The following is a 25,936-nucleotide window of genomic DNA, read 5'->3' on the forward strand; positions in this document are numbered from 1 at the left end:
ACGACTGTGCCACCCGCCGCCCGGCCCGATGGCGTCAGGGGCGCGTGATTCGCGCCGGGCGCGCAGATAGGCGGCGGCGTTGGCGCGGGCCTCGTCCTTGCGGACCGGCGCGACCGCGTCCTCCAGGTCGATGATGACCACGTCGGCGCCGGACGCCACGGCCTTGCCGAACCGCTCGGGCCGGTCACCGGGAACGTACAGCCACGTCACGGGCTGCCAGGTCATGAACGGCCGCGGCGCGGGCGGGTTCACGCGATCACCCCGTCCGCGCGCAGCGCGGCGATCCGCTCGCCGGAGTAGTCCAGCTCCGCGAGGACCTCGTCGGTGTCCCGGCCGGCCGCCCGCCCCGCCCAGCGGATCTCGCCCGGCGTCTCCGAGAGCCGGAACAGCACGTTCTGCATGGTGACCGAGCCGAGCTCCTCGTCGGGCACCTCCACGAACGTGCCCAGCGCCGCGTACTGCGGGTCCTCGGCCAGGTCGCTGACGTCGTAGATGGGCGCGACGGCGGCCTGGACCTCCTCGAAGCGGGCGATCACCTCCGCGGCGTCCCGCTCGGCGATCCACGAGGCGACCGCCTCGTCCAGCTCGTCCACGTGCTGGACCCGCCCGTGCCCGCTGGCGAACCACGGCTGCTCGACCAGGTCGGGCCGCCCCACCAGGGTCACCACGCGCTCGGCGATGGGCTGGGCGCTGGTGGAGATGGCCAGCCAGCGGCCGTCGCGGGTGCGGTAGGTGTTGCGCGGCGCGTTGCTGCTCGACCGGTTCCCGGTGCGCTTGGGCACGACCCCGAGCGCCTTGTACGCGCTCATCTGCGGCCCCAGCAGGCCCAGGATCGGCTCGATGATGGCCAGGTCGATGACCTGCCCGCGCCCGGTCTGCTCGCGGGCGTGCAGTGCGACCATGATCGCGTACGACATGGCCAGGCCGGCGATCCCGTCGGCGAGGGCCAGCGGCGGCAGCGTGGGCGGCCCGTCGGGCTGCCCGGTCATGGCCGCGAACCCGCTCATCGCCTCCGCCAGCGTCCCGAACCCGGGCTGCTTGGCCATCGGCCCGAACTGCCCGAACCCGGTCATCCGCGCGACGATCAGCCGCGGGTTGAGCTCCAGCAGGTCTTCGGGCGCGAGGTTCCAGCGTTCGAGGGTGCCGGGCCGGAAGTTCTCGATCAGCACGTCGGACCGCTCGGCCAGGCGGCGCAGGATCTCCTGCCCCTCGGCCCGCGACAGGTCCACGGCCGCGGCGCGCTTGTTGCGCGACAGCGTCTTCCACCACAGCCCGACGCCGTCCACGGAGGCGCCGTGCCCGCGAGAGGGGTCGCCGCGGCGCGGGTGCTCGATTTTGATCACGTCCGCGCCGAAGTCGCCCAGCATCATCGCGGCGGAGGGACCGGCGAACAGCGTCGCCGCGTCGATGACCCGCAGGTCAGCGAGGCTCGTCATGAACATGTAACTTATAAGAAATATGTCATAGGTCAAGCTTTTGCCTGATCAACTGCGATATTGCGGGACACTTAAGGACATGCCGACCAGCGAGCCGCGGCCGCCCATGAGCAAGGCCGAGTACGTCTACAGCGTGCTGCTGGAGGAGATCCGCAGCGCGCGGATCCCCGGGGGCACAGCTCTGCGCGCCGGGGCCGTGGCCAGGCGGCTCGGGGTGTCGGTCACGCCCGTGCGCGAGGCGCTGCGCAGGCTGGAGAAGGACCGGCTGATCAGCTACGAGGCGCACCACGGCGCGACCGTGGTGGACCTGGGCGACGAGGCGCTGGCGGAGTACTACGGGCTGCGCTCGGTGGTCGAGGGGCTGGGCGCGCGGCTGGCCGCGGCCCGGGTCACCGAGGCGGACCTGGTGTGGCTGCGCGAGCTGCACGCCTCGATGCTGGCCGACGCCGAGCACGGCAGGCACGAGCGGCTCGGGGAGCAGAGCAGGCGCTTCCACCTGCGCATCGTGGACATCGGCGGGCCCGCGTTCCTGGGCGAGCACGCCAGGTCCGTGCGCAACAGCTTCCCCGTGCCCGCCGAGGCGTCTCTGTGGCTGGACGACACCCAGGTCAGGGTCCAGCTCGAGGCGCATGGGGGCATCCTGGCGGCGCTGGAGGCCGGGGACGGCGACGCCGCGGAACGCATCATGGTCGACCACGTCCGCCAGGCCGGCGAGTACCGCAAGGAGCACTGACCGCGCAGCCCCCCGCAACCGGACGGCCGCGCGGAGCACCGAGGGCGCTGCCCGCCGCCGGACTACGGGCCGGTGATGGTGGCGACGCCCGTGAGCCAGGCCGTGCGCTCGGGAGCGAGGTCCACCTCGGTCCCGTCGGGCCGCCACTGCGGCGCCCACACCAGCCCGGGTTCGAGCAGCTCCATCCCGTCGAACAGGGCCAGCACCTGCTCCCTCGCCCGGAAGTGCACGGTCAGCCCCATGTCCCGGTTGACCGCCTCGACGCTCGCGCGCAGCGACGTCTCGTAGGCGTCCATGCTGAGCGCCGTCAGCCACAGGTGGCTGCCCGCCGCCATGGCCCGCCGCAGCCGCCCCACCCAGGAGACGTCGTGCGCGGGGATCTCGTGCACGGACATCACGCCGACCGCCACCGGCTCGGCCCAGTCCACGAATGTCCGCACCATCGGATCGCCCAGCAGCTCCGCCGGGTCCCCGAGGTCGCAGCCGACGACCCTGACCCGGTCGCCCGTCCGGCCGGCGATCGCCCTGGCGTGGGCCAGCATGTACGGGTCCTTCTCCGCGTACACCACCCTGGCCAGGGGGAACACCTCATGGATGGTCTCGTGGGCCTGGCCCGTGCTCGGCAGCCCGGTCCCGTACAGCACGAACTGGTCCACCCCCTGGCCCGCCAGATGCCGCACCACCCGGTGCACGTGCTGCTGGTGGGCGACGAGCGCGTCGCCGGCGTCGGCGCTGAGCCGCTCGGCCGCCTGCAGCGCCGCGCGGTCGGCGCTGAAGTTCTGCTTGCCGCCCTGCGCGGCGTCGTACATGCGGGCGGTGCTGGCACACCCGAGGGACGCGAGCCGGCTGTCGTTTTCAGGCACCTGGTGACCTCCGTCCCGATCGACCAGGTTCATCCTGCCAGGATCCCGGTCATTCCGGCAGGGGGTCGCGCATCCCGTCCAGCACGTCCTGGGTGGCGTCCACGGGGAACGCCGAAAGCGACAGCCGCGCGAACGCCTGCTGGTGCTCCTCGATCCGCCGCCGGTCCTCGACGATCACGGGGGCGTGCAGCAGGTGCAGCACCAGCACGTCCGGCCGGTCGCGCTCCGGGAAGCGCAGCAGCGTGAAGGGCGCCCCCTGGTACAGGTAGCCGGTGTCGGCGCAGGGCCTGGCCAGCTGCACCGCGATGTGCGGCTGCTTGGCGGCCAGCGCGAGCGCGTCGAGCTGGGCGAGCCGGTCCTCTCGCAGGTCCAGGGGCGGGTCGAGCACCGCCCGCCGGTCGAGCATCGCCCACAGGTGCGGGCCCTGGTGCCGGTCGAGCCCCTCCTGCCGGCGGGTGACGAGGTCGGCGGCGTGGCCGATCCGCTCGGGCGGTGTGCCGGGCAGGAGCGTGGCGCGGGCGGCGGACTCGGCGTAGGCGCGGGTCTGCAGCAGCGCGGGCACCTGCCCGGGGCCGTAGGTGTAGATCACCTGCGCCTGGTGCTCCAGGGCCAGGAACTCCGACAGGCCCAGCGGCACGCCCGGCGCGTCGTACCAGCCGGGCACGCGCTCCTCCCGCAGCAGCGACAGCAGCCGCGGCGCGTGCTCGCCCTCGCCGTACAGGTCCAGCAGGATGCGTACGGTGGACTCGCGCGGCGCGACGAGACCGTGCTCGATGCGGAAGATCGTGGAGGTGTTGAGCCCCGCGGCCTGCGCGGCGGACTTCATCGACAACCCGCAGGCGGCGCGCAGGGCACGGAGCCGGGCCGCCACCACGCTCAGCTGCATACAGCGATCATCGATGCTCGGTGCCGGTAAACAGCGTTTACACCTGGTCTGTTGCAACGGAGTGACGGGTGATGCACGATGGCCACTCTAGTGGTCTGACGCGTTATGCATACGCCGATCGGAAAGGGCCGAGACTGTGGCGGCGTGGGTCCTGCAGCCCGACCACCGGACGCCACCGGTCCCCGCAGGCTCCGGCATCGCTCCGGGTCCGTGGCGGCACCCCGACGGCGGCCAGATCATGAACGGCGCCTACGAGCGCCGCCTCTCCGCCTGGCAGATCGAGGTCGTCACCGTATGGTACGGCTACCCGCTCAGCCACTGGCTCGGCCCGCGCATGCCCCGCTTCAGCAGCCCCATGGTCTCATCCTGGAACCCGGTGCTGGCCCAGGGCCTGACCGTCGAGCCCGGAGCCCCCTCGCCCTACCGCGACGAGTCGTGGTGCGACCGGTGGATCGCCGAGGCCCTGCTGCACGGGCGCAAGCCGTACGGAGCGTTCACGCTGCCCGCCGAGGACGCGCTACGCTGGTTCGCCAGGAGCGGCGGCACCGGCCTGGTCTACCAGGCCCGGATGGACGGAGACCGGATCAGGGTGGTTGCGGGCACGGCCGAGCGTTACGCGCAGCTCTTCGACCTCGACGCGCTGATCGCCGACTATCTGTACGCGCTGCCGCCCGAGCTGGCCGAGCCGGAGGCCGCGGCGCTCGACCTGCACCGGTGCCACTCCCCCGCCCTGCACTACATCCTGAGCGACAACGCCGAGATCCGCTTCGCGCAGGCGCCGCTGTCGGTGCGCGGGCTGACGCTCGGCTATCCACCGTGCGAGACGGCCGCTCGCATCGCCGCCGAGGCCCAGTCGTGATCAGAGGCATGCAGTCGTGATCAGAGGCATCCTGTTCGACCTGGACGACACCCTGTTCGACCACCGGGGCGCCGCCGACGCCGCGATCACCTCCTGGGCGTCCGCCTACTTCCCCGGCCACGCGCGGCTGGGCGAGGTGGCCGCGCTGTGGGCCGGGCTGGAGATCCCGTACATGGCGATGTGGCAGGCGGGCGAGTGCTCGATGGAGGAGCAGCGGCGGCGCCGGCTGCGCGCGCTGTGCCGGGAGCTGGCCGTGCCCGAGCCGGATGACCTGGACGCCGCCTACACCGAGTTCACCGAGCGCTACCGGCAGCGCTGGACGGCCTTCCCCGACGTGGCGGGGGCGCTGGCGGCGCTGGGCGGGTTCGCGTTCGGGGTGCTGACCAACGGCGGGCAGCGGATGCAGGAGGCCAAGATCCGCGCGATCGGGCTCGCGGGCGCGCTCGGGCCGGTGCTGACGGGCGAGGTGCTGGGCGGCCACTTCAAGCCGTCGCCCGGCTCCTACACCGGGGCCGCCGCCGCGCTCGGGCTGGCGCCCGAGGACGTGCTGCTGGTGGGCGACGACGTGGACAAGGACGTGACGGGGCCGGCGCCGACCGGCATGCGCTCGGTCTGGCTCGACCGGCGCGGCATCGAGCGGCCCCCGGCCGGCTTCCCCCGCATCACCACGCTGGCCGACCTGCCACAGCTGGTCCACCAGCGCTAACCGGCCTCGCCTGCCGGACCGCACCCGCGCGCCTGCCCGCCCAAGCGCTCCGCCGCGCCTGCCCGCTCACGCCGTCCGCCGCAACCCCCGGCCCAACCCGGCGCGGCCCAACCCGGCGCGGCCCAACCCGGCGCGGCCCAACCCGGCCCGGTCCGGCGCGGCGCGGCGCGGCGCGGCCCAACCCGGCGCGGCGCGGCGCGGCGCGGCGCGGCGCGGCCCAACCCGGCGCGGCGCGGCGCGGCGCGGCGCGGCGCGGCGCGGCGCGGGTGAGTCGTCAGCGGGGTGCCGCTTCGGCCAGCGCCGAGCCGGCCAGGTCGAAGCCGGCGACGTGCGCCAGATAGTCCCCCTTGGCCAGCGGATCGCCCAGGTAGACGCCGCCCGCCCGGCGCACGAGCAGCGCCCCCGCCGCCACGTCCCACGGGCTGGCGTGGGTGCCGTAGGCGGCGTCGGACCAGCCGGCGGCCACGTGCGCGAGCTTGAGCGCCGCGCTGCCCGGCCGCCGCACGGCGGAGAAGGACTCCACGAAGCGGGCGTAACGCCGCAGCGCCAGGTCCCCGTCCGTCTCCAGGTCGAGCGGCGTCGGATAGCTCGACAGCAGCATCGCGTCCCGGTCGCGCGCGGCTCCCGCGCTCCGGATCGGGGTGCCGTTGCACCAGGCGCCCTCGGTGGAGGCGGTGAACTCGTCGTCGCGTACGGGGTCGTACACGATGCCCGCCACCAGCTCGCCCCGGACGGCGGCGGCGATGGACACGCAGAAGAACGGCAGCCCGGTGGCGAAGTTGGCGGTCCCGTCGATGGGGTCGACGTACCAGACGAGGTCGCCCGAGCCGGTCGTCCCGCCCTCCTCGCCGACGATCGCGCTGCCGGGCACCCGGTCGCCGATGACCGCGCGGATGGTCTCCTCGGCCGCCCGGTCGTGCTCGGTGACGGGATCGTGGAAGTCGCGCTTGGTGGCGACCTCGGGCCGGGATCTGAAGGCCTTGCGCAGCCTCGGCCCGACCGCTCTGGCGGCCTCGGTGGCGGTGTCGAGCAGTCGCGTCGCGTCCATGTCTCCTCCAGCGGGGTCTCCTCCAGCGGGCGGGGTCCCTCGCGCGTCAGGACCGTCATGCCCACTCGCGCGGGCGGTCCGCACCAGTGCCGGTTATTTGTCTGGACATTCTGACCTCGGTTAAGCTGATCAGCATGACCGCCAACCTGGCCATCGACCTGGATCGATCCAGCCCTGTGCCGCTCTATTTCCAGGTGGCCGAGCAGATCGCGGAGGCGATCCGGCGAGGCGACCTGGCACCCGGCTCGCGCCTGGACAACGAGATCCTGCTGGCCGACAAGCTGGGGCTGTCCAGGCCCACGATCCGCCAGGCCATCCAATACCTCGTGGACAAGGGCCTGCTCGTGCGCAAGCGCGGCGTCGGCACGCAGGTGGTCCACGGCCAGGTCAAACGCTCGGTCGAGCTGACCAGCCTCTACGACGACCTGCGCAGATCGGGCCAGGAGCCCGCCACGCAGGTGCTGGCGCTGGAGTCGCGGCCGGCCGAGGAGGAGGTCGCCCGCATCCTCGGCATGGAGACCGGCGCGCAGGCCCTCTACCTGGAGCGCCTGCGCTTCGCGGCCGGCGAGCCGCTGGCGGTGCTGCACAACTGGCTGCCGCTCAACCTGGCCCAGCTCACCGCCACCGACCTGGAGGGCCGCGGCCTGTACGAGCTGCTGCGCGGCGCGGGCGTGCGGATGCGGGTGGCCAACCAGCGTATCGGCGCGCGGGCGGCCACGCAGGCGGAGGCCAAGCTGCTCGACGAGCGCCGCGGCGCGCCGCTGCTCACCATGATCCGCACCACGTACGACGACCAGGGCCGGGCCGTCGAGCACGGCTCACATGTCTACCGGGCCTCTCACTACTCCCTTGAGGTCACCCTCATCGAGCGCTGAGGCGGCCCGCCGCTTGAGATAGAGCGTGGTGGCCACGCCGAACAGCACGGCCACCACGAGCCCGACCCACGAGAAGCCCTTCAGCCACTTCTCGGCGACGAGCCCGAGGTAGAAGATCACCGCGGTGGTGCCGCCCGCCCACACGATCCCGCCGAGCACGTTGGCCACGGCGAACTTCCAGTACGGCATGCGCAGCGCCCCGGCCAGCGGCCCGGCCAGGATGCGCAGCAGCGCGACGAAGCGGCCGACGAAGACGGCCCACACGCCGAACCGGTGGAAGTACTCCTCGGCCTTGCCCACGTGCCGGGGCCCGAAGTGCTTGGGGAAGCGCCGCCCGAGCCGGGCGAACATGGGGGCGCCGCCCTTGCGCCCGATGGCGTATCCGGCGGAGTCGCCGACGATGGCCCCCGCGCTCGCGCAGGCGCCGACCCAGACCGGGTCCACCACGCCCTTGGCCGCCAGGAGCGCGGCGCTGACCAGGACGATCTCCCCGGGCAGCGGGATGCCGAGGCTCTCGAACCCGATCACGAGCGCGACCGTCACGTAGAGCCATCCGGCGGGGATCACCTGAAGCCACTCGTCGATGTGCACCGCGCCCACTTTAGCGGCGCGGCCCCACTGAGGGGTCAGCGTTCGCTGGCGAGATGCGCCATTTGCGCATCGGCGTAGCGTCCGCCCGCGGCCGCTCCCGGGGGGACGGCCGCCTCGGTCGCGGCGCGGATGGTGGCGACCGGCTCGGACGCGCCGGCCGGCCCGTCGGACATGCCCATACAGCCGGGCCCGAGGTCGGAGACCGCCCTCACGCCAGGTCGCCGGTCTCCATGTAGATCTCGCCGAGCACCTCGATCTGGGCGGTGAAGCCGTGCGGCCCCGTACGCGTGACGCCCGGATCGAAGGCCCCCTCCAGCGTGTCGCCCGCCCTGAGCCGCCGCGCCGGGGTGTCCACCCGGCCGAACCGGGCCGGCACGGGCCGCGGGAAGTCCATGGCCGGCACGTCGAAGGGCACCCGCACGTCGGGGTCGTGGCGGACGGTGCCGGGCACGATCCGGATCGCGAGCACCTGGTCGAAGTCGGGACGCGCGGTGATCTCGTGCGCGAGGTGCAGCCGGCCCGCCCGTCCGAAGCACAGGTACGTCAGCGTGCGGTCGTCGTCGTGGAGCGGCTCGGGGTCGAGCACCCGGAAGCAGGACACCCGCTCGATCCGGGCCGTGACGTCCTCGGCGATGGGGATGCCGCCGCGCTCGAAGTGCCCCTGGAAGATCGTGCCGGCCACCGTCGTCCTGGCGGGCTCGGGACCGGACGGGCCGAGTTCGAGGATGTCGAACCGCTCGGGCACGAACGTCTGGATGTCGCCGTCCTTCCGGTGGGCACGGATCACCTCAAGCACGTCGTCGCGGAAGCCGACCTCCATGAGGACCTGGAAGCGATGCGCCGGGTGCTCGAACATCGGCAGGTGCGAGAAGTAGAGCGGGTCGTCCCCGAACAGGAGCATCCCGTGGACGTCGAACGTCACCGGGTGGTGATGGTGGTCGTGCTGGGCGCTCATGGCCGCCTCCTGGGCTCGGCTGGTCAGCGCCATTGGACAGCGGGGACGCGGCCTCCACCTGAGTACGGCCTACTCAATTCACCGGGGCGTGAGCCTGTTCCGGTCACGTTACGTTCCACCAAAGTACGTCCGTAACCCTTGGCAACACACCTCCCAGACACTTATGGTTCAGTGCAATGCCACACATTACTGGGAAGGTTCATGACGTCTAAGCAGGTCAAGCCCCAGTTCGGCGCCGTACGCACTGCCGCTGGGGTCGTGCGACCGCTGTCCGGGGTGCACATAACGGGCGGGCTGCTCCATCATTGGCAGCGCCGGAACAGCGCGGCCACAGTCCCGCACACCATCGAGCAGCTCCGCGCGGCGGGCAACGTCGCCAACCTGAGCCGCCTCCTGGAGCAGGACCCCGCCCCATACCGCGGCCGCTATCCGTTCCTGGACACCGACCTGTACAAGACCCTCGAAGGGCTGGCGTACGAGCTCGGCGAAAGCGAAAGCAAAAGCGGCGGCGGAAGCGACGGCGACAGCGGCACCAGCGACAGCGCCGCGGTGCGGGAGTTCTACGAGGAGGTCGTCGGCCTCCTCGAACGAGTCCAGGCCGAGGACGGCTACCTCAACTCCTTCTTCCAGGACCCGGCCGCGGCCAAGAAGCCGTGGGAGGACCTGGCCTGGGGGCACGAGCTGTACAACCTGGGCCACCTCATCCAGGCCGCCGTCGCCGCGAACCGCAGGCTGGGCGACGACCGGCTGCTGCGGGTCGCGGTCAGGTTCGCCGACCTGGTGGTCTCCAGGTTCGGCGAGGAGGGCGCCTGCGGGCATCCCGAGGTGGAGATGGCGCTGGTCGAGCTCTACCGGGAGACCGGCGAGCGCGGCTACCTCCGGCAGGCCGCGCAGTTCGTCGACCGCAGGGGGACGGGCAACCTCAAGCACAGCATCTTCCCCGGCGACTACTTCCAGGACCACCTGCCCTTCCGCGAGCTGCCCTCGGTGACCGGGCACGCGGTGCGGATGGCCTACCTGGCGGCGGGCGCGGCGGACGTGTTCCTGGAGAGCGGCGACCGCTCGCTGTTCGACGCGCTGGAGCGGCTCTGGGACGACATGGTGGCGACCAAGCTGTACGTCACCGGCGGTCTGGGCAGCCGGCACTCCGACGAGGCGATCGGCGACCGGTACGAACTGCCGTCGGAACGTTCCTACAGCGAGACCTGCGCGGCCATCGCCGTCATGCAGTGGGCGTGGCGGATGTTCCTGGCCACCGGCGGCGCGAAATACCTCGACGTGTTCGAGCGCGTCCTCTACAACGCCTACGCCGTGGGCCTGTCGGCGGACGGCAAGGCGTTCTTCTACGACAACCCGCTCCAGCGCCGCCCCGACCACGAGCAGCGCAGCGGGGCGGAGTCGGGCGGCGAGCCGCTGCGTCGTGCCTGGTTCGGCTGCCCGTGCTGCCCCCCGAACATCGTGCGCTGGATGGCCCAGCTCGCCGACTACGTGGCGGCCGAGCGGGACGGCGCCCTGCTGATCGCCCAGTACGCCACGGCCACGATCGAGACCGCGGAGCTGGAGCTGGCGATGCGGAGCGCGTACCCGTGGGACGGGGACGTGCGCCTCACGCTCCGGCGCGCGCCGGAGCGGCCGTACGCGCTGGTGCTGCGGGTGCCCGGCTGGGCGCGGCAGGTGACGGCGGCCGTCAACGGCGAGCCGTGCGACGTGACGGCGGCGGACGGCTGGATCACCCTGGAGCGGCGCTGGTCGGCGGGCGACGAGATCCGGCTCGGCCTGCCGATGCCGGTCAGGGCGCACGGGTCGCACCCCTACCTGGACGCCACCAGGGGCGCGCTCAGCGTGGCCCGCGGCCCGCTGGTCTACTGCGTCGAGCAGCAGGACAGCCCCGGGGCCTCGGTCGACGACCTGGTCGTCGGCGTGCCAGAGATTGTTAACGCGAACATCGAGCGCCGCGACGACACCGTCGTGCTGCGCGTCGAAGCGGCCACGGCTCCCCCGCCGTCCGCCGAGCTCTACCCCGAGCTGCCGCTGGAGCAGGAGCTCCCGGAGACCGGTGCCACAGCGGGGGTCACCGCGGCCTTCGTCCCCTACTTCCTGTGGGGCAACCGCGACCCCGAAGCGATGCGGGTCTGGGTCAGGACCCGGACCACGGTGACCAATGGAAAGAAGGCGACATGAGGAGATCGGCGGCGCTCGCGAGCGTCACCATGACCGCCGTGCTGGCGCTCACCGCGTGCGGCGGAGGCGGCGGCGCGACCCCGGCGGGCAACGGGGCCGGCAACGGGTCGGGCGCCTCGGGCGGGACCGCCGTGAAGGGCGGCACCGTGCGGGTCCTGGCCAACGCGGACTTCTCCCACCTGGACCCGGCCCGCGGCTGGGACGGCGGCGTGAACAACTTCTACCGGCTCATCTACCGGGGTCTGACGACCTTCGGCGCCGGGCCGGGCAAGGAGGGCACGAAGGTCGTGGCCGACCTGGCCACCGACACCGGGACGCCGTCCGACGACCACAAGACGTGGACGTACACGCTCAAGGACAACCTGTTCTTCGAGGACGGCACGCCGATCACGAGCGAGGCGGTCAAGTTCGGCGCGTCGCGGGCGTTCGACGCGGAGGCGGGGATCGGCTCCCCGTACGGCAAGATCCTGCTGGACGCGCCGAAGGACTACAAGGGCCCGTACGAGTCCGGTGACCTCGACACGATCGAGACGCCCGACGCCAAGACGGTCGTCTTCCACCTGAAGAAGTCCTACCCCGACTTCTCGAGCGCGCTGACGCAGCCGAACTTCATCCCCTTCCCCAAGGGGACGGGCGCGGGGGCCGCGTTCGACGCCAAGCCGATCGCCAGCGGGCCGTACAAGGTGGAGAGCTACAAGCGCAACGCCTCGCTCAAGCTGGTGCGCAACCCGCAGTGGAAGGCGGAGACCGACACGGTCCGCAAGGCCCTGCCGGACGCCTTCGAGTGGACGTTCGGCCTGGACCCGGCCACCATCGACGAGCGCATGCTGGCCGGGCAGGGCGACGACGCCGACGCGATCACCGGCATCATCCAGTCGGCGACCGTGGCGCGCGCGCAGGCCCCGCAGATCAAGTCGCGCACGCTGAGCGGCCTGACCGGCTGCACCACCTACATGTCGCTGAACATGACCAAGAAGAACCTCGACGACGTGCGGGTGCGCCAGGCGATCAACCACGCGGTCAACAAGGACACCGTGGTCGCCGGCATGGGCGGCTCCACGCTGGCGGCCAAGGGCACCGCGGTCCAGCCGCCGACGATCGCGGGCCGGGTGGACTACGACCCGTATCCGTACAACCTGGACACCGCCAAGAAGCTGCTGGCCGACGCGGGCCTGGCGAACGGGTTCTCCCTGACCCTCGACACCCGGCCGGTGCCGAAGATGCAGGCGGTCGCGGTGGCGATCCAGGAGGCGCTCAAGCAGGTGAACATCGATGTCAAGATCAACAACATCGACACCTCGACGTTCTACGAGGTGATCGGCACGCCGGCGCAGCAGCACGACGCCGCCATCACCGGCTGGTGCCCCGACTGGGCCTCCGGCGCGACGTTCCTGCCGCCGCTGTTCGACGGCCGCAACATCACCGCCAAGGGCAACCAGAACCTGGCGCAGATCGACGACAAGGCGATCAACGCCAAGATCGACGAGATCGGGGCCATGCCCGACGTCGCGCAGGCCAACGCGGCCTACGGCGAGCTGGACAAGGAGATCATGAAGCAGGCGCCGATGGTGCCGCTGGCCTACGAGAAGGTCGTCACGATCACCGGCTCGAACGTCGCCGGCGCCTACCTGTCGGACGCCTTCTCCGGCGGCATCGACCTGGTCTCCGTCGGCCTGGCGAAGCCGACGAAGTAAATGACCGTCGCCGCTCATCCACAACAGGTGGCGGGCCCGGCGCCCGCCACCTCGGGCCGGCGGATCGCGGGCGCGCTGCTGCACGACAAGGCCGCGATCCTCAGCACCGCGTTCCTGGTGCTGATCGTGCTGATGGCCGTCTTCGCGCCGCTGATCAGCGCGATCACCGGGCACGGCCCGAACGACTTCGACACCGCGGCCGTCAACACCGACCTGGGCGGGGTGCCGCACGGGTCGCTGGGCGGGATCAGTGCCGACCACCTGCTGGGCGTCGAGCCGCAGAACGGCCGGGACATCCTCGCGCGCATCGCCTACGGGGCCCGCGTGTCGCTGCTCATCGCGGTCGCGGCCACGGCGCTCACCACGCTGCTCGGCGTGGTGCTGGGCATGCTGGCCGGGTTCTACCAGGGCTGGGTCGACCAGGTGATCTGCCGGGTCATGGACTTCCTGATGGCCTTCCCCGCGCTGATCTTCATGATCGCGATCCTGTCGTCGCTGCCGCAGGGCAACCGGGCGGTGCTGCTGGTCGTGGTGATCAGCGTGTTCGGCTGGCCGTATCTGGCCCGGGTCGTGCGCGGGCAGACGCTGACGCTGGTGAACAGGGAGTTCGTGGAGGCCGCGCGGGCCTCCGGCGCCTCCACCGGGGCGCTGGTGTTCAAGGAGATCCTGCCGAACCTGCGCAGCTCCCTGATCGTGATGACCACCCTGTCGGTGCCCGGCTACGTCGGCACCGAGGCGGGGCTGTCGTTCCTGGGCGTCGGCGTGGCACCGCCCACGCCGTCGTGGGGTCAGATGATCTCGAGCTCCGTCGGCTGGTACGCCGTCGATCCGATGTACTTCGCGATCCCCGGCGGGTTCCTGTTCTGCACGGTGCTGTCGCTGACCGTGCTCGGCGACCGGTTGCGGGCCGCCTTCGACGCGGGGGAGGCGTCGTGATGGCGCGTTACATCGCCGGCCGGGCCGCGGGAGTGGTGCTGATCCTCTTCCTGGTCTGCCTGTTCACGTTCGTCATCTTCTTCACGCTGTCGCCGGATCCGGCGGTGATGATCTGCGGGAAGACGTGCACGCCCGAGCGGATCGACCAGATCCGCGCGGTGCTGGGGCTGGATCAGCCGTTCCTCGCCCAGTTCGGCACGTTCCTGCTCGGCATCTTCGCCGGGCGCGACTACGGCACCGGCGCGAACCTGGTGCACTGCTCCGCGCCGTGCCTCGGCTACAGCTTCCAGACCAACCAGTCCGTGTGGGACATGGTCGTGGAGCGGCTGCCGGTCAGCGCCACGGTCGCGATCGGCGCCGCGGTGCTGTGGCTGTTCTTCGGGATCCTCGCGGGCCTGCTCAGCGCGGTCAAGGAGGGCACCTGGTGGGACCGGACCGCGATGGGGCTGGCGCTCGGCGGCTCCAGCATCCCCAACTACGTGCTGGCCCTGGCCCTGCAGTACGTGCTCGTGGTGCAACTCCAGGTGCTGCCGTTCCCGCAGGCCGTGCCGTTCTCCGACGATCCCGTGCTGTGGTTCCAGTCGTACCTGATGCCGTGGATCGTGCTGGCCACCGGCTACGCCTGCCTGTACGCCCGGCTCACCCGCGCCAACGTGATCGACACCCTGGCCGAGAACTTCATGCGCACGGCCAGGGCCAAGGGGCTGAACCCGGTGCTGACCATGCGCAGGCACGCCCTGCGGCCGGCGCTGACGCCCATCGCCACGATCTTCGGCATGGACTTCGCCGCGCTGCTCGGCGGCGCGCTGATCACCGAGACCGTGTTCGGCCTGAACGGCGTCGGGAAGATGGCCGCCGACTCGATCGCCAAGAACGACCAGCCGGTGATCATGGCGGTGACGCTGCTGGCGGCGTTCTTCGTGGTGATCGGGAACGTGGTGGTGGACCTCGTCTACGCGAGACTGGACCCGAGAGTGAGGATCACGGCGAAATGAGCGAGCTGCTTGTCGTGGAGGACCTCACCGTCACCTTCCCGACCACGCGCGGCCCGGTGGACGTGGTCAAGGGCGTCTCCTTCACCGTCGGGCGGGACGAGACCGTCGGCATCGTCGGCGAGTCCGGGTCCGGCAAGTCGATGACCAGCCTGGCGATCATGGGCCTGCTGCCCAAGGGCGCCAGGACCAGCGGCAGCGTCCGGCTGAACGGCGCCGAGCTGCTCGGCCGTCCCGACCGGGACCTGCGGCGGCTGCGCGGCGACCGGATGTCGATGGTCTTCCAGGACCCGCTGTCGTCGCTGAACCCGTACTACACGGTGGGGCTGCAGATCGAGGAGGTCTACCGCAGCCACAAGGGCCGCTCCCGCAAGGCCGCGCGGAAGGTCGCCGTGGAGGCGCTCCAGCAGGTGGGCCTGCCGGACGCCGAGCGGCGCGTGGACTACTACCCGCACCAGTTCTCCGGCGGGCAGCGGCAGCGCGTCATGATCGCGATGGCCCTTGTGTGCTCGCCCGAGCTGCTGATCGCCGACGAGCCGACCACGGCCCTCGACGTGACCGTGCAGGCGCAGATCCTGCGGCTGCTGGCCGACCTGCGGCGGCAGAGCGGCACGGGCATGGTGTTCATCACCCACGACCTGGCGGTGATCAGCTCGATCGCCACCCGGGTGCTGGTGATGCGCCAGGGCGAGCAGGTCGAGTACGGCACCGCCGAGCAGATCTTCGCCGAGCCGCGCCACGACTACACCCGCATGCTGCTGGAGAGCATCCCCCGCATCGACGACCCGCTGGCCGAGCCGGCGGGTGACGAGGTGATCTCATGAACGAGCCGTTGCTGCGCGCCACGGACCTGACCAAGCGGTTCGTCTCGCGCGGCCCGCTGGGCGCGAAGGCCGAGTTCACCGCCGTCGACCGGGTGAGCTTCGAGGTACGGCTGGGCGAGACGCTGGCCGTGGTCGGCGAGTCCGGCAGCGGCAAGTCGACGACCGCCCGCATGGTCGCCAAGCTCATGGACCCGAGCGAGGGGCGGCTGGAGTTCGACGGCGAGGACGTCACCCAGGCCACGGGGGCGGCGCTGGCCCGCTTCCGCGCCAACGTCCAGGTCGTCTTCCAGGACCCGTTCTCCTCGCTCAACCCCCGGCACACGGTGGAGCGCATCCTCATGGCCCCGCTGGTCTACCAGGGCATCGCGCCCGACGGCAGCCGGCGGGCCCACGCGAAGGAGCTGATGGAGCGGGTCGGGCTCAACCCCGACCACTCGCTGCGCTACCCCGCGCAGTTCTCCGGCGGGCAGGCGCAGCGCATCGGCATCGCCCGCGCGCTGGCCGTCAACCCCAAGCTGGTGATCTGCGACGAGGCGGTGTCGGCGCTGGACGTGTCGGTGCAGGCGCAGGTCATCGAGCTGCTGCGGCGGCTGCAGCGCGAGAGCGGCTTCAGCTACGTCTTCATCGCCCACGACCTGGCCGTGGTGCGGCAGATCGCGCACCGCGTGGCCGTCATGAGCAAGGGCAGGATCGTCGAGCAGGGACCGGCCGAACAGGTGTTCGGCGACCCGCAGGACGAGTACACGCGCACGCTGCTGGCGGCGGTCCCGCGGATCGACCCCGAGTGGGACCGTCGCAGGAGGGAGAGGCTTTGATCACCGCGAGCTACACGATTCCCGGGATGCGGGTGCGCGACCACCTCGTGGAAGTGCCGCTCGACTGGTCCGCCCCGGACGCCACCATCACGGTGTTCGCCAGGGAGCTGGTCCATCCGGCCCGCGACGGCGAGGACCTGCCGTGCCTGCTCTACCTTCAGGGCGGCCCCGGCGGCAAGGGGCCGCGCCCCGTGGGCGGTGGCGGCTGGCTCGGGCAGGCGCTGGAGACGTACCGGGTGATCCTGCTCGACCAGCGCGGCACCGGCCGCAGCTCCCGGATCGACGGGCGGGTGATGAGCGCGCTCAGCCCGGAGGAGGGGGCCGCCTACCTGGCCCGCTTCCGCGCCGACTCGATCGTGGCCGACGCCGAGCACCTGCGCAGGACCGTCTTCGGCGGCCGGCGCTGGTCGACGCTGGGACAGAGCTACGGCGGCTTCCTCACGCTGACGTACCTGTCGGCCGCGCCCGAAGGGCTGAGCGCCTGTTACGTCGCGGGCGGCCTGCCGTCGGTGGAGCCGGACGCCGCCGAGGTCTACCGGCGCACCTATCCGCGGGTCGCGGCCAAGAACGCCGAGTTCTACCGTCGCTACCCGCACCACGTGGAGACCGTCGGCCGCCTGGCCGACCGGCTGGCCGAGGGCGACGTGCTGCTGCCCGACGGCGACACCCTGACCGTGCGGCGCCTGCAGTCCCTGGGCATCGACTTCGGCATGAAGCCGGGCTACGAGCGCATGCACTGGCTGCTCGACGAGGCCCTGCGGGACGGGCCGGGCGGGCTGACGGAGACGTTCCTGCACCAGGTGCTGGCGCGCTCCTCCTACGCCGACAACCCGCTGTTCGCCGCGCTGCAGGAGAGCATCTACGGCTCGGGCCCCGGCGCGACCGCGTGGGCGGCGCAGGGCGAGCGCGCCCGGCGTCCCGCCTTCGCCGAGGATGCCAGGCCGCTGCTGTTCACCGGGGAGATGATCTACCCCTGGATGTTCGAGGAGATCCGCGCGCTGCGCCCCTTCCGTCCCGCCGTCGAGCTGCTCGCCGAGCGGGCCGAGTGGCCGCCCCTGTACGACCTGGAGCGGCTGGCGGACAACGAGGTGCCGCTGGCGGCCGTCGTCTACTTCGACGACATGTACGTCGATGCCGGCCTGCAACTGGACACCGCATCCAAGATCAGCAACACCCAGACATGGGTCACCAACGAGTACGAGCACGACGGCATCGGCGAGGAACGCGTCTTCGCCCGCCTGACCGGGCTCGTCCGTGACATCGGAGGAGGAATCACCGGTGACTGACGGCAAGCTGCCCAAGCTGACCGAGATCCCCGCGTTCACCGAGTACATCGCCCAAGGCTGGGACTCCCCCGCCCGCACCCCGGACCTGGTCCCCGGGGCCGCGCAGGCCGCGGCCGCGCACCGGGCCAGGCTCGCCGCCGCCCTCCCCGGCCGGACGGTGGTCGTGGCCGCCGGGCAGGCGCCCGTGCGCAGCAACGACACCGCCTACGACTTCCGCGTGGACAGCGACTTCTACTGGCTGACCGGCTGCGCGGTGGAGAACGCGGTCGCCGTGGTGGCGGGCGGCGACGCCACGCTGTACCTGCCGCCGCCGGCCCGGCCCGGCGAGACCGGCTTCTTCGCCGACGCCGCCTACGGAGAGCTGTGGGTGGGCCCGTCGCCGTCCCTCGCCGAGTGGGCCGCGGCGCTGGGCGTCACGGTGCGGCCGCTGCCGGAGTTCGCCGGCCCGCCCGCCGGCGCGCTGGCGGCCGGCCCCGGCTGGGCGGACCCGTCGCCCGACCTGCGGCAGACCCTGGCCGAGCTGCGCATGATCAAGGACGAGTGGGAGATCGGCCAGCTCCGCGAGGCCGTGGACCGTACCGTCGAGGGCTTCGCCGCGGTGCTCGCCGAGGTGCCCGCCGCGATCGCGGGGCCCGGCGAGCGCTGGCTGCAGGGCACGTTCGACCGCTACGCCAGGGCCTACGGCAACGGCGCCGGCTACGCGGGCATCGTCGGCAGCGGCCCGCACGCCCCCACCCTGCACTGGGTACGCTGCGACGGCCCGGTCCTGCCGGACGAGCTGCTGCTGCTGGACCTCGGCGTGGAGACGCGCAGCCACTACACCGCCGACGTCACCCGCACCTTCCCCGCCTCGGGCGCCTTCTCCCCCGCCCAGCGGCAGGTGCACGACCTGGTGGAGCGGGCCCACCGGGCCGGGCTGGCCCAGGTGGCGCCGGGCCGGCACTTCACCGACTTCCACCACGCGGCCATGGAGGTCATCGCCCGCGGGCTGGACGACTGGGGGCTGCTGCCGGTCTCGGTCGACGAGGCCCTGTCGGAGCGCGGCCAGCACCACCGCCGCTACCTGATCTGCGGCATCGGCCACCACCTGGGCCTGGACGTGCACGACTGCGCCGGCTCCAGCCCGGCCGCCTACCACGGCGCCGACATGGCACCGGGAATGGTGCTCACCGTCGAGCCCGGACTGTACTTCCACGCCCACGACCGCACGGTGCCGCCCGAGCTGCGCGGGATCGGCGTGCGGATCGAGGACGACCTGCTGGTCACGCCGGACGGCGCGGAGATACTCTCCGGCGCTCTGCCGATCGACGCCAGCGGGCTGGAGAACTGGAACAAGGAGATTCGATGACCACCACCGCACCTTCCGCCGGATCCGCCGCCGGGCCCGCCGCCGGGCCCGCCGCCGGGCCCGCCGCCGGGCAACGGCCCGCCTGGCACGGCGTGCACGTCGCCACCGCGCTGCCCTTCGGTGACGACCTGTCCGTCGACTACGACGGCTACGCCGAGCACGTGCGGTTCCTGGCCGCGGGCGGCTGCGACGGCGTCTGCCCCAACGGCTCGCTCGGCGAGTACCAGACGCTCACCGACGAGGAGCGCGCCCGCGTGGTGCGCACCGCGGTCGAGGCCGCGCCCGACGGCTTCCACGTCATGCCGGGCGTGGCCGCCTACGGCGCGGCCCAGTCCCGGCGGTGGGCCGAGCAGGCGGCCGAAGCCGGCGCCTCCTCGGTGCTGCTGCTGCCACCGAACGCCTACCGCGCCGACCGGGCGGCCGTCGTCGGCCACTACCGCGAGGTCGCCAAGGCCGGGCTGCCGGTCGTGGCCTACAACAACCCGATCGACACCAAGGTGGACCTCACCCCGGACCTGCTGGCCGAGCTGCACCAGGAGGGGCTGATCGTCGGCGTCAAGGAGTTCACCGGCGACGTACGCAGGGCGTACGAGATCGCCGAGCGGGCGCCGGGGCTCGACCTGCTCATCGGCTCCGACGACGTGCTGCTGGAGCTGGGCATCGCCGGGGCGGTCGGCTGGATCGCCGGTTACCCGAACATGATCCCGCAGGCCACGGTGGAGCTCTACCGGCTGGCGACCACCGGCGAGGTCGCCAAGGCGCTGCCCATCTACCGTGACCTGCACCCGCTGCTGCGCTGGGACTCCAAGACCGAGTTCGTGCAGTCCATCAAGCTGTCGATGGACCTGGCCGGGCGCAAGGGCGGCGCCTGCCGCCCGCCCCGCACCGCCCTGTCACCCGGCCAGGCGGCCGAGATCACCCGCGCCACGCAGGACGTCCTGGCCAAGGGCTACCTGTAGACGCCAGACCTGCGTCACATGTTGCTGTAACGGGCCTGGCGGGCCGCGGTGGTCAGCGCCGCGGCCCTGGCCGCCTCTGTCGGCGTGAACGGCAGCCCCGGCCGCCTGATCAGCAGGGCGCGGTCCGGGTTCACCGAGATCACCATGGTGGTGTTGAGCTCGGCGCCCTCGTCCACGGTGTCGCCGGGCCGCCGCCACTCGACCTGCGAGACCCGCAGCAGCTCCGCCATCGCCTCGGGCAGCCGGTCGGGATCGTCGCCCACCCGCTGCGCCAGCACGAACGCCTGGACGCCCGGGTCGGTGAGGTCCTTGACCTGCGCTGGCACGATCACCACGTCGTGCCCGCCCGCCTCGCCCAGCGCGCCGGCCAGCACGTCGAGCGCCAGGTCGCGCGGCGCCTCGATGACGAACTCGTCGAGCGCGTCGCACCCGGCGGGCGTGATGGCGCTGCTGCCGGTCGGCGCGATGTGCAGGGCCAGGATGTTGCAGCCCAGACGGCCGAACGCGCCCGCCACGGTGGCCAGCCGGCCCGGCCGCTCCACCACCCGCATGCGGATGCGCCACAACGTCATGGGCGAGCCCGCATCGCCGTCCACCGGCAGCGCGGCGGCCTTCCTCCTGGGGCGGCGGCTCATCCGCTTGTGGATCGCGGCTCCGGCGATCAACGCCGCCCCCAGCCCGACCAGCACGACCGGACCCGGTTCCGCGTGCCCGAGCAACGTCGCGAGCAGGTGCGCCAATCCGACCGCGAGGAACAGTGCGGCGAGCTCGGCGATCTCCCGCCGCCACGAACGCGCCTGCCGATCGCCATGCTTCGAACCTGGGTGAATCACCTTGGGTGCATCGCTCATGGCACCCAGTGTGTCCGCGGGTTGTTACCTGGCCACGGACGGCGAGGTTGCGGCGGCATTAAACAGCGTTCACCACATGACCAGAACATGGCATCGCGGCCGGGCCGGCGAGCGCACCCGCCACGCCACGAACGGTCCGGCCGCCGCCGGTCACACTCGTTCGGCCTCCACCAGGAGCACCGACGCGGGGCGGAGCGCCGGGCCCGGCAGGCCCAGCTCGGCCAGCACGGCGCCGGGCAGCCTGATCGGCCCGTCCCCCGCGGCGGCGGCCCACCGCGGCAGCCCCGCGCCCTCGGGCAGCGGCCCCGCCGTCCGCACCTCGTACAGCGCGGCGGGGTCGAGCCCCGGCAGGCGGATCGGGCCGGGCCCGGTGTCGAGCCTGGAGGTGAGCTGGACGTAGGCGAACAGCGCCCGCTCCGGCAGCACCACCCCGTGCACCAGCGCCGACGGGTCCGGGTGGTCGGCGCGCACCACGCGCCCCGCGTGCAGCAGCGGCCTGAACCGCTTGTGCAGGGCGATCCAGGTCGCCAGCTCCGTCAGCTCGGCCTCGCTCGCCGAGGTCAGGTCCCACTCGACGCCCATGTGGCCGAACAGCGCGGTGGCGGCGCGGAAGGCCAGCGGCAGCGATCTGCCGGTGATGTGGTCGCGCGGCGCGCCGACGTGGCTGCCCAGCCGCTCGGGCGGCACGAGCAGCCCGGTCCAGCGCTGGATGGACTGCCGGTCGAGCGCGTCGTTGCTGTCGGAGGTCCAGACCCGGTCGGTACGGGCCAGGATGCCGTAGTCGATGCGCGCGCCGCCCGACGAGCAGGACTCGATCTCCAGCGCGGGATGGCGGTGGCGCAGCTCGTCCAGCAGCCGGTAGGCGGCCAGGGTCTGCGCGTGCACGCCGGGCACGCCGTCGTGCACGGGCTCGGCGATGTCGCGGTTGTGGTCCCACTTGATGTAGTCGATCGCGTACTCGCCGATCAGCGCGTCCATCCGTTCGAGCAGGTACGCGTACGCCTCGGGCCTGGCCAGGTCGAGCACCTGCTGGTTGCGCTGCGGCGGCGGCATCCGCTCCGGCCGGCCGAGGATCCAGTCGGGGTGCTCGCGGGCCAGGTCGGAGTCGGGGTTGACCATCTCGGGCTCGAACCAGAGCCCGAACTGCATGCCGAGCTTGCGCACGCGATCGGCCAGCGGGTGCAGGCCGCCGGGCCACACGCCTTCGTCGACGTACCAGTCGCCGAGCCCGGCCCGGTCGTGGCGGCGGTGGCGGAACCAGCCGTCGTCGAGCACGAACCGCTCGATCCCGGCCTCCGCCGCCCGGCCCGCCAGCTCCAGCAGCCGGTCGAGGCCGTGGTCGAAGTAGGTGGCCTCCCAGTTGTTGAGCGTGACGGGACGGACGGGCAGCGGCCGGGCTGCGCGTAGATGGTCGTGCAGCCGGGCGCTCGCCTCGTCCAGGCCCCCGGCGGACCAGGTGAAGTACACCCACGGCGTCCGGTAGCTCTCCCCTTCCCCGAGGGTGATCTCGCCGGGCGCGAGCAGCTCGCCCGCGGCCAGCAGCGCCGCGCCTTCGGGCAGGCGCTCGGCGTGGTGCACGTGGTCGCCGCTCCAGCCGGCGTGCACGGCCCACACCTCGCCCGCGCGGAAGCCGAACCCGGCGGTCCCCGCCACCAGCAGGCCGGTGCCGTCGTGGCCGGTGCGCCCGCGCCGGTTCTCCCTGGACCACACGCCGTGCCCGAACGCCCTGCGCTGCGGCACCTTCTCCAGCGCCCACCGGCCGGTGAAGTCCAGCAGCTCACCGGCTCGCGCGGGCACCGGCAGCGCGCACGTCAGACCATCCAGCCGGTACGGCGACGCCGCGGTGTTCGTGACCGTGTGCCGCATCGTCACCAGGCCGCCGGCGTCCATGGCCAGCTCGCTCACCAGCGCCAGCCCCGCCCTGCCGTCGGAGGCCGTGACGGTCACCGTGCCGCCCGCGCCGGGGGCCGCGTCCAGGTCGAGCGCGTCGAGGGTCCATCTGACCGGCCAGTGCTCGCCCGGCCGGGCGCCGGACAAGCCCGGCCGGCCGTACCAGCCGTCGCCCTGGGCGGGCAGCAGCGGCGGGGCGGGAGTCAGGGACGCCAGCGCGGGCAGGAGCTCGGTCCCCGTGACCGGGCCCAGAGCGGCGCCGAAGTGACGGACCCGGGGCAGCCCGGGGCCGGAGCCGTCGAGCACCAGTGCGGTGCCGGCGGCGGACAGGATGACGGGGGGCAAGATCGGGCTCCTTACTCCGAGCGGGGGCTGGCGCGGCACCCCGCGATCCTCCGCCGGCCGCGGGCCGGCTCAGCGCTCCGACGCTACCCGAACGCCGTGCGGTGCTCCGATCTTGGGGTGGGCACACGGGACGGCCCTCCGGCGCGGACGCCGGAGGGCCGGTGGGGAGGGAGGGCGCCGCTCAGAGCTGATGGGAACGGGACCTCAGACGGAGATCCGGCCGGCGCCGGCCCCCGCGGTCACGACGGACTTGACGTTGGAGGCGGTGTCGAGCGAGTAGGAGTAGGGGATCGAGGCGACGCTGCCGCCGGCCTGGCCGCTGCCGGAGTTGACGAAGTGGTTGTTGCGGGCGACCAGCGTGCCGGGGCCCGAGTCGCCTTCGCCGAGGTGGTAGGGGTCGTCGGTGTTCTCGAAGTAGTTGCCCTCGACGAGCACGCCCGCGCCCTCGGTGGAGGCCACGCCGTAGCTGCCGACGCTGCCGTAGTAGTTGTTGTAGACGTGCACCGGGTTGCCGAAGCGGACGCGCGGGTGGCGCTGGTTGGTGCCGTCGAACCAGTTGTGGTGGTACGTCACGCGCAGGTGGCCCTGGTCCTCGCTGCCGTTGCCGTCGTCGTGGCCGAGCAGCATGGTCTTGTCGTGGTTGGACACCTTGTTCCAGGAGACGGTGACGTAGTCGCTGGCCCGCTTGATGTCCACGGCGCCGTCGTAGCCGTCGCTGAAGGAGTTGTGGTCGATGAAGACGCGGGTGGAGTACTGGACGTTGATGGCGTCGTCGTTCCAGCCGCGGAAGGTGAGGTTGCGGACGATCACGTTGGACGCCTCGGAGATGTTGAACCCGCAGCCCACGATGGCCGCGCCGGAGTTGCCGAGCACGGTCTTGTTGGAGGCCACGCGGAGCATGCCCGAGCAGGAGATCGTGCCGGACACCCTGATCACCGCGGCGCCGCTGGCCGACAGCGCGCTGGTCAGCGCCGAGGCGCTGGTCACGGTGGTCGGCGAGGCGTTGCCGCCGCCGGTGGTGCCGCCGCCCTGCGTGGCCCAGCCGACCAGGCCGGTCGGGTTACCGGTCGGGGGCGGCGTGACGGTGGGCGTCACGGTCGGGGTCGGGTCGGGGTTGCCGCCGCCCGCGGGGACGAGCCGCCACTGCTTGGTGGCCACGGAGTCGCACGAGTTCTGCTGCACGAGGGCGCCGGAGGCGGTCGAGTTGTCCTTGGTGTTCAGGCACTTGCCGCCGTTGGCGTTGACGACCCTGACGGTGCTGCCCGACTCGGGCAGCGTCCACGTCTGGGACGACGCACCGGTGCAGCTCTCCTGCTGCACGGCCTTGCCCGCGGACGTGCTCGCGTCCTTCACGCCTGCGCACTTGCCGCTGTGCGCGGCCTTCAGCGTGTAGCCGCTGCCGGCGGCGGCCAGGTTCCAGGTCTGCGCGGCGCCGCCGCAGCCGGACTGGGTGAGCTGGACGCCGTCGGACGAGCTGGATCCCGGTACGGTGAGGCACAGGCCGCTGCTGTTGTTCACCACGGTGTACGCCCCTGGCGCGGGTGCGGCCGCCGCTGACGAGGCCGCCGCTACACCGGCCACCGCGGTGCCGATCAGGGCGAAGACCCCCGCGAGGACCGCGGCGGTTCTGCCGTTGATTCTGTGTCGCACGATTCAAGCTCCTTGCTGGATGGCAGGCCCTGAGCGGCCTGCGACGAGGTGTCCCCCCAGCGAGCACTCGTTCACATACGTGATTGCCATACGTATGAGCGAACAATCGACAACATAGGTAAGCGCTTTCCCGCTGTCAATGAACCCTGAAACTTTCAGCGTCCCACCGATTTTCGGGTGCAGAAGCAGCCCGCGACCTGCACTTATCCGAAATTTCGCATTTATTCGGATACCGTGGGTAACCGTCCGCGGTTGTCCATCTCCCGCACGATCGTTTAGGTTAGGCTCACCTAAATAGTGAATGGGAGTTTCGGGGATGGTCGAGCCTTTTCGCATGTTCGACGTACGGGTGGACAGGCTCCAGCGGCTGAGCCCGTCGTTCCTGCGGGTCACCTTCACGGGTGACCATCTGCACTTCTTCGCCGACAACGGGTTCGACCAGCGGCTGAAGCTCATCCTTCCGGTCCCCGAGCACGGCATGGCCCATCTGCCCACCGGCCAGGACTGGTTTCCGCGCTGGCGGGAGCTGGACGACGCCAGGCGCAACCCGATGCGCACGTACACGGCCAGGCTGGTCCGCCCGGAGGCCGGCGAGGTGGACGTGGACGTGGTCATGCACCCGGACGGCGGCCCGGTCGCCCGCTGGGCCGAACAGGTGCGCCCCGGTGACGTCGCCGCGCTCTACGGCCCCGACTCCCGGCACGAGGCCCGGCACGGCGGCCTGGAGTTCCGCCCGCCCGAGGGCACGGGCTGCGTGCTGATCGCCGGCGACGAGACCGCCGTGCCCGCGATCTGCGCGATCCTGGAGCGGCTGCCGGCCGGCCTGTCGGGCGAGGTGCTGATGGAGGTGCCGGGCGAGGAGGACTTCCTGGAGGTGCACACGCCCGGCTCGGTCAAGGTCTCATGGCTGGCCAGGAACGGCTCCGCGCGCGGCAGCCTCCTGATGCCCGCCGTCGAGGCCGCCGGCCGCCGCCTGCTCCCGCCGCTGCCCGTGCCCGACACCTTCGTGGACGTGGACGTGGACGCCGAGGAGCTGTGGGAGGTGCCGCAGGAGGAGACGCCGTACGGGCCGCTGTACGCCTGGCTGGCCGGCGAGGCCGCCGTGATCAGGGCCCTGCGGCGCCACCTGGTCGCCGAACGCGGCCTGGACCGGCGCGCGGTGGCGTTCATGGGCTACTGGCGTCTGGGCCGCTCAGAGCAGAACGAGTAACCC

General features: G+C 72.3%; 24 protein-coding genes. 14 read left to right on the forward strand and 10 right to left on the reverse strand.

What is annotated here, in order from left to right:
• A partial coding sequence (locus ETD85_RS40035) for an aldolase/citrate lyase family protein (protein ID WP_240779742.1) occupies positions 1-225 on the reverse strand: 225 nt, incomplete at its 3' end.
• Positions 226-248: 23 nt separating this feature from the next.
• Positions 249-1,436, reverse strand: coding sequence for a CaiB/BaiF CoA transferase family protein (locus ETD85_RS40040; RefSeq protein ID WP_138695050.1), 1,188 nt, complete (start codon positions 1,434-1,436; stop codon positions 249-251).
• A gap of 79 nt (positions 1,437-1,515) precedes the next feature.
• On the opposite strand from ETD85_RS40040, the gene ETD85_RS40045 reads away from it, so the two are divergent.
• Complete coding sequence (locus ETD85_RS40045; RefSeq protein WP_240779740.1) at positions 1,516-2,169, forward strand: GntR family transcriptional regulator; 654 nt, start codon at positions 1,516-1,518, stop codon at positions 2,167-2,169.
• A gap of 62 nt (positions 2,170-2,231) precedes the next feature.
• Here the strand turns inward: ETD85_RS40045 and ETD85_RS40050 are convergent, their stop codons facing one another.
• The gene (locus ETD85_RS40050) at positions 2,232-3,032 is read right to left on the reverse strand and encodes an SAM-dependent methyltransferase (protein WP_170247101.1); all 801 of its coding nucleotides are present in this window, start codon (positions 3,030-3,032) and stop codon (positions 2,232-2,234) included.
• Positions 3,033-3,081: 49 nt separating this feature from the next.
• A complete protein-coding gene (locus ETD85_RS40055; protein ID WP_138695052.1) occupies positions 3,082-3,918 on the reverse strand; it encodes a Scr1 family TA system antitoxin-like transcriptional regulator in 837 nt (278 codons plus the stop codon).
• A 136-nt stretch (positions 3,919-4,054) separates the two neighbouring features.
• Here ETD85_RS40055 and ETD85_RS40060 point away from each other — a divergent pair, with 136 nt between their 5' ends.
• Together ETD85_RS40060 and ETD85_RS40065 are read left to right on the forward strand one after the other, a co-directional pair.
• On the forward strand, positions 4,055-4,777 hold the full coding sequence (locus ETD85_RS40060; RefSeq protein ID WP_138695053.1) for a hypothetical protein: 723 nt from the start codon (positions 4,055-4,057) through the stop codon (positions 4,775-4,777).
• A 16-nt stretch (positions 4,778-4,793) separates the two neighbouring features.
• On the forward strand, positions 4,794-5,483 hold the full coding sequence (locus ETD85_RS40065) for an HAD family hydrolase (protein WP_170247102.1): 690 nt from the start codon (positions 4,794-4,796) through the stop codon (positions 5,481-5,483).
• Between the two features lie 274 nt (positions 5,484-5,757).
• Here ETD85_RS40065 and ETD85_RS40070 read toward each other — a convergent pair whose 3' ends face one another.
• The gene (locus tag ETD85_RS40070; RefSeq protein WP_138695055.1) at positions 5,758-6,531 is read right to left on the reverse strand and encodes an inositol monophosphatase family protein; all 774 of its coding nucleotides are present in this window, start codon (positions 6,529-6,531) and stop codon (positions 5,758-5,760) included.
• Between the two features lie 134 nt (positions 6,532-6,665).
• Between ETD85_RS40070 and ETD85_RS40075 the strand changes: the two genes are divergently transcribed.
• Complete coding sequence (locus ETD85_RS40075) at positions 6,666-7,406, forward strand: GntR family transcriptional regulator (protein WP_138695056.1); 741 nt, start codon at positions 6,666-6,668, stop codon at positions 7,404-7,406.
• Here the strand turns inward: ETD85_RS40075 and ETD85_RS40080 are convergent.
• Both ETD85_RS40080 and ETD85_RS40085 read right to left on the reverse strand, forming a co-directional pair.
• Positions 7,350-7,997: a DedA family protein gene (locus ETD85_RS40080; protein WP_138695057.1), complete on the reverse strand. Its 648-nt coding sequence runs from the start codon at positions 7,995-7,997 to the stop codon at positions 7,350-7,352. The two genes, ETD85_RS40075 and ETD85_RS40080, sit on opposite strands and share 57 nt — an antisense overlap.
• Before the next feature lie 208 nt (positions 7,998-8,205).
• Positions 8,206-8,952, reverse strand: a complete 747-nt coding sequence (locus ETD85_RS40085; RefSeq protein WP_138695058.1) for a hypothetical protein — start codon at positions 8,950-8,952, stop codon at positions 8,206-8,208.
• Positions 8,953-9,153: 201 nt separating this feature from the next.
• Between ETD85_RS40085 and ETD85_RS40090 the strand changes: the two genes are divergently transcribed.
• Genes ETD85_RS40090 through ETD85_RS40130 form a run of 9 tightly spaced genes read left to right on the forward strand, consistent with a single transcriptional unit; the run spans position 9,154 to position 19,987 of the window.
• A complete protein-coding gene (locus ETD85_RS40090; protein ID WP_138695059.1) occupies positions 9,154-11,133 on the forward strand; it encodes a glycoside hydrolase family 127 protein in 1,980 nt (659 codons plus the stop codon).
• Complete coding sequence (locus ETD85_RS40095; protein ID WP_138695060.1) at positions 11,130-12,827, forward strand: ABC transporter substrate-binding protein; 1,698 nt, start codon at positions 11,130-11,132, stop codon at positions 12,825-12,827. The genes ETD85_RS40090 and ETD85_RS40095 overlap by 4 nt, the downstream gene beginning before the upstream one ends.
• Positions 12,828-13,763 (forward strand): ABC transporter permease, encoded by a 936-nt coding sequence (locus tag ETD85_RS40100; protein ID WP_138695061.1) that lies wholly within the window; start codon positions 12,828-12,830, stop codon positions 13,761-13,763.
• Positions 13,763-14,758 carry an ABC transporter permease gene (locus ETD85_RS40105; protein WP_138695072.1) on the forward strand — a complete coding sequence of 332 codons (996 nt, stop codon included), beginning with the start codon at positions 13,763-13,765 and terminating at the stop codon, positions 14,756-14,758. The genes ETD85_RS40100 and ETD85_RS40105 overlap by 1 nt, the downstream gene beginning before the upstream one ends.
• The gene (locus ETD85_RS66145) at positions 14,755-15,579 is read left to right on the forward strand and encodes an ABC transporter ATP-binding protein (RefSeq protein WP_138695062.1); all 825 of its coding nucleotides are present in this window, start codon (positions 14,755-14,757) and stop codon (positions 15,577-15,579) included. The genes ETD85_RS40105 and ETD85_RS66145 overlap by 4 nt, the downstream gene beginning before the upstream one ends.
• Positions 15,576-16,394, forward strand: coding sequence for an ATP-binding cassette domain-containing protein (locus ETD85_RS66150; protein ID WP_138695063.1), 819 nt, complete (start codon positions 15,576-15,578; stop codon positions 16,392-16,394). Before ETD85_RS66145 ends, ETD85_RS66150 begins: the two co-directional genes overlap by 4 nt.
• The gene (locus ETD85_RS40120; protein ID WP_138695064.1) at positions 16,391-17,680 is read left to right on the forward strand and encodes an alpha/beta fold hydrolase; all 1,290 of its coding nucleotides are present in this window, start codon (positions 16,391-16,393) and stop codon (positions 17,678-17,680) included. Before ETD85_RS66150 ends, ETD85_RS40120 begins: the two co-directional genes overlap by 4 nt.
• On the forward strand, positions 17,673-19,028 hold the full coding sequence (locus ETD85_RS40125) for an aminopeptidase P family protein (protein WP_138695065.1): 1,356 nt from the start codon (positions 17,673-17,675) through the stop codon (positions 19,026-19,028). Before ETD85_RS40120 ends, ETD85_RS40125 begins: the two co-directional genes overlap by 8 nt.
• Positions 19,025-19,987, forward strand: coding sequence for a dihydrodipicolinate synthase family protein (locus ETD85_RS40130; RefSeq protein WP_138695066.1), 963 nt, complete (start codon positions 19,025-19,027; stop codon positions 19,985-19,987). Before ETD85_RS40125 ends, ETD85_RS40130 begins: the two co-directional genes overlap by 4 nt.
• A gap of 14 nt (positions 19,988-20,001) precedes the next feature.
• Here the strand turns inward: ETD85_RS40130 and ETD85_RS40135 are convergent, their stop codons facing one another.
• The 3 genes from ETD85_RS40135 to ETD85_RS40145 all read right to left on the reverse strand — a co-directional run bounded on the left by ETD85_RS40135 (position 20,002) and on the right by ETD85_RS40145 (position 24,723).
• Positions 20,002-20,838: an ACT domain-containing protein gene (locus ETD85_RS40135; RefSeq protein WP_138695067.1), complete on the reverse strand. Its 837-nt coding sequence runs from the start codon at positions 20,836-20,838 to the stop codon at positions 20,002-20,004.
• Between the two features lie 150 nt (positions 20,839-20,988).
• Positions 20,989-23,073 (reverse strand): alpha-galactosidase, encoded by a 2,085-nt coding sequence (locus ETD85_RS40140; protein WP_138695068.1) that lies wholly within the window; start codon positions 23,071-23,073, stop codon positions 20,989-20,991.
• A 204-nt stretch (positions 23,074-23,277) separates the two neighbouring features.
• Complete coding sequence (locus ETD85_RS40145; RefSeq protein WP_138695069.1) at positions 23,278-24,723, reverse strand: pectate lyase family protein; 1,446 nt, start codon at positions 24,721-24,723, stop codon at positions 23,278-23,280.
• Positions 24,724-25,039: 316 nt separating this feature from the next.
• On the opposite strand from ETD85_RS40145, the gene ETD85_RS40150 reads away from it, so the two are divergent.
• Complete coding sequence (locus ETD85_RS40150; protein WP_240779741.1) at positions 25,040-25,933, forward strand: siderophore-interacting protein; 894 nt, start codon at positions 25,040-25,042, stop codon at positions 25,931-25,933.
• The last annotated feature ends 3 nt before the right edge of the window (positions 25,934-25,936 follow it).

This window comes from Nonomuraea zeae, from assembly GCF_005889725.1.
Lineage (GTDB): Bacteria > Actinomycetota > Actinomycetes > Streptosporangiales > Streptosporangiaceae > Nonomuraea > Nonomuraea zeae.

Bases quoted from the DNA above. Each gene is read 5' to 3' on its own strand.
- ETD85_RS40040 (WP_138695050.1), bottom strand. From the start codon at position 1,436: ATGACGAGCCTCGCTGACCTGCGGGTCATCGACGCGGCGACGCTGTTC.
- ETD85_RS40045 (WP_240779740.1), top strand. From the start codon at position 1,516: ATGCCGACCAGCGAGCCGCGGCCGCCCATGAGCAAGGCCGAGTACGTC.
- ETD85_RS40055 (WP_138695052.1), bottom strand. From the start codon at position 3,918: ATGCAGCTGAGCGTGGTGGCGGCCCGGCTCCGTGCCCTGCGCGCCGCC.
- ETD85_RS40070 (WP_138695055.1), bottom strand. From the start codon at position 6,531: ATGGACGCGACGCGACTGCTCGACACCGCCACCGAGGCCGCCAGAGCG.
- ETD85_RS40075 (WP_138695056.1), top strand. From the start codon at position 6,666: ATGACCGCCAACCTGGCCATCGACCTGGATCGATCCAGCCCTGTGCCG.
- ETD85_RS40085 (WP_138695058.1), bottom strand. From the start codon at position 8,952: ATGAGCGCCCAGCACGACCACCATCACCACCCGGTGACGTTCGACGTC.
- ETD85_RS40090 (WP_138695059.1), top strand. From the start codon at position 9,154: ATGACGTCTAAGCAGGTCAAGCCCCAGTTCGGCGCCGTACGCACTGCC.
- ETD85_RS40095 (WP_138695060.1), top strand. From the start codon at position 11,130: ATGAGGAGATCGGCGGCGCTCGCGAGCGTCACCATGACCGCCGTGCTG.
- ETD85_RS40100 (WP_138695061.1), top strand. From the start codon at position 12,828: ATGACCGTCGCCGCTCATCCACAACAGGTGGCGGGCCCGGCGCCCGCC.
- ETD85_RS40105 (WP_138695072.1), top strand. From the start codon at position 13,763: ATGGCGCGTTACATCGCCGGCCGGGCCGCGGGAGTGGTGCTGATCCTC.
- ETD85_RS66145 (WP_138695062.1), top strand. From the start codon at position 14,755: ATGAGCGAGCTGCTTGTCGTGGAGGACCTCACCGTCACCTTCCCGACC.
- ETD85_RS66150 (WP_138695063.1), top strand. From the start codon at position 15,576: ATGAACGAGCCGTTGCTGCGCGCCACGGACCTGACCAAGCGGTTCGTC.
- ETD85_RS40130 (WP_138695066.1), top strand. From the start codon at position 19,025: ATGACCACCACCGCACCTTCCGCCGGATCCGCCGCCGGGCCCGCCGCC.
- ETD85_RS40135 (WP_138695067.1), bottom strand. From the start codon at position 20,838: ATGAGCGATGCACCCAAGGTGATTCACCCAGGTTCGAAGCATGGCGAT.
- ETD85_RS40150 (WP_240779741.1), top strand. From the start codon at position 25,040: ATGGTCGAGCCTTTTCGCATGTTCGACGTACGGGTGGACAGGCTCCAG.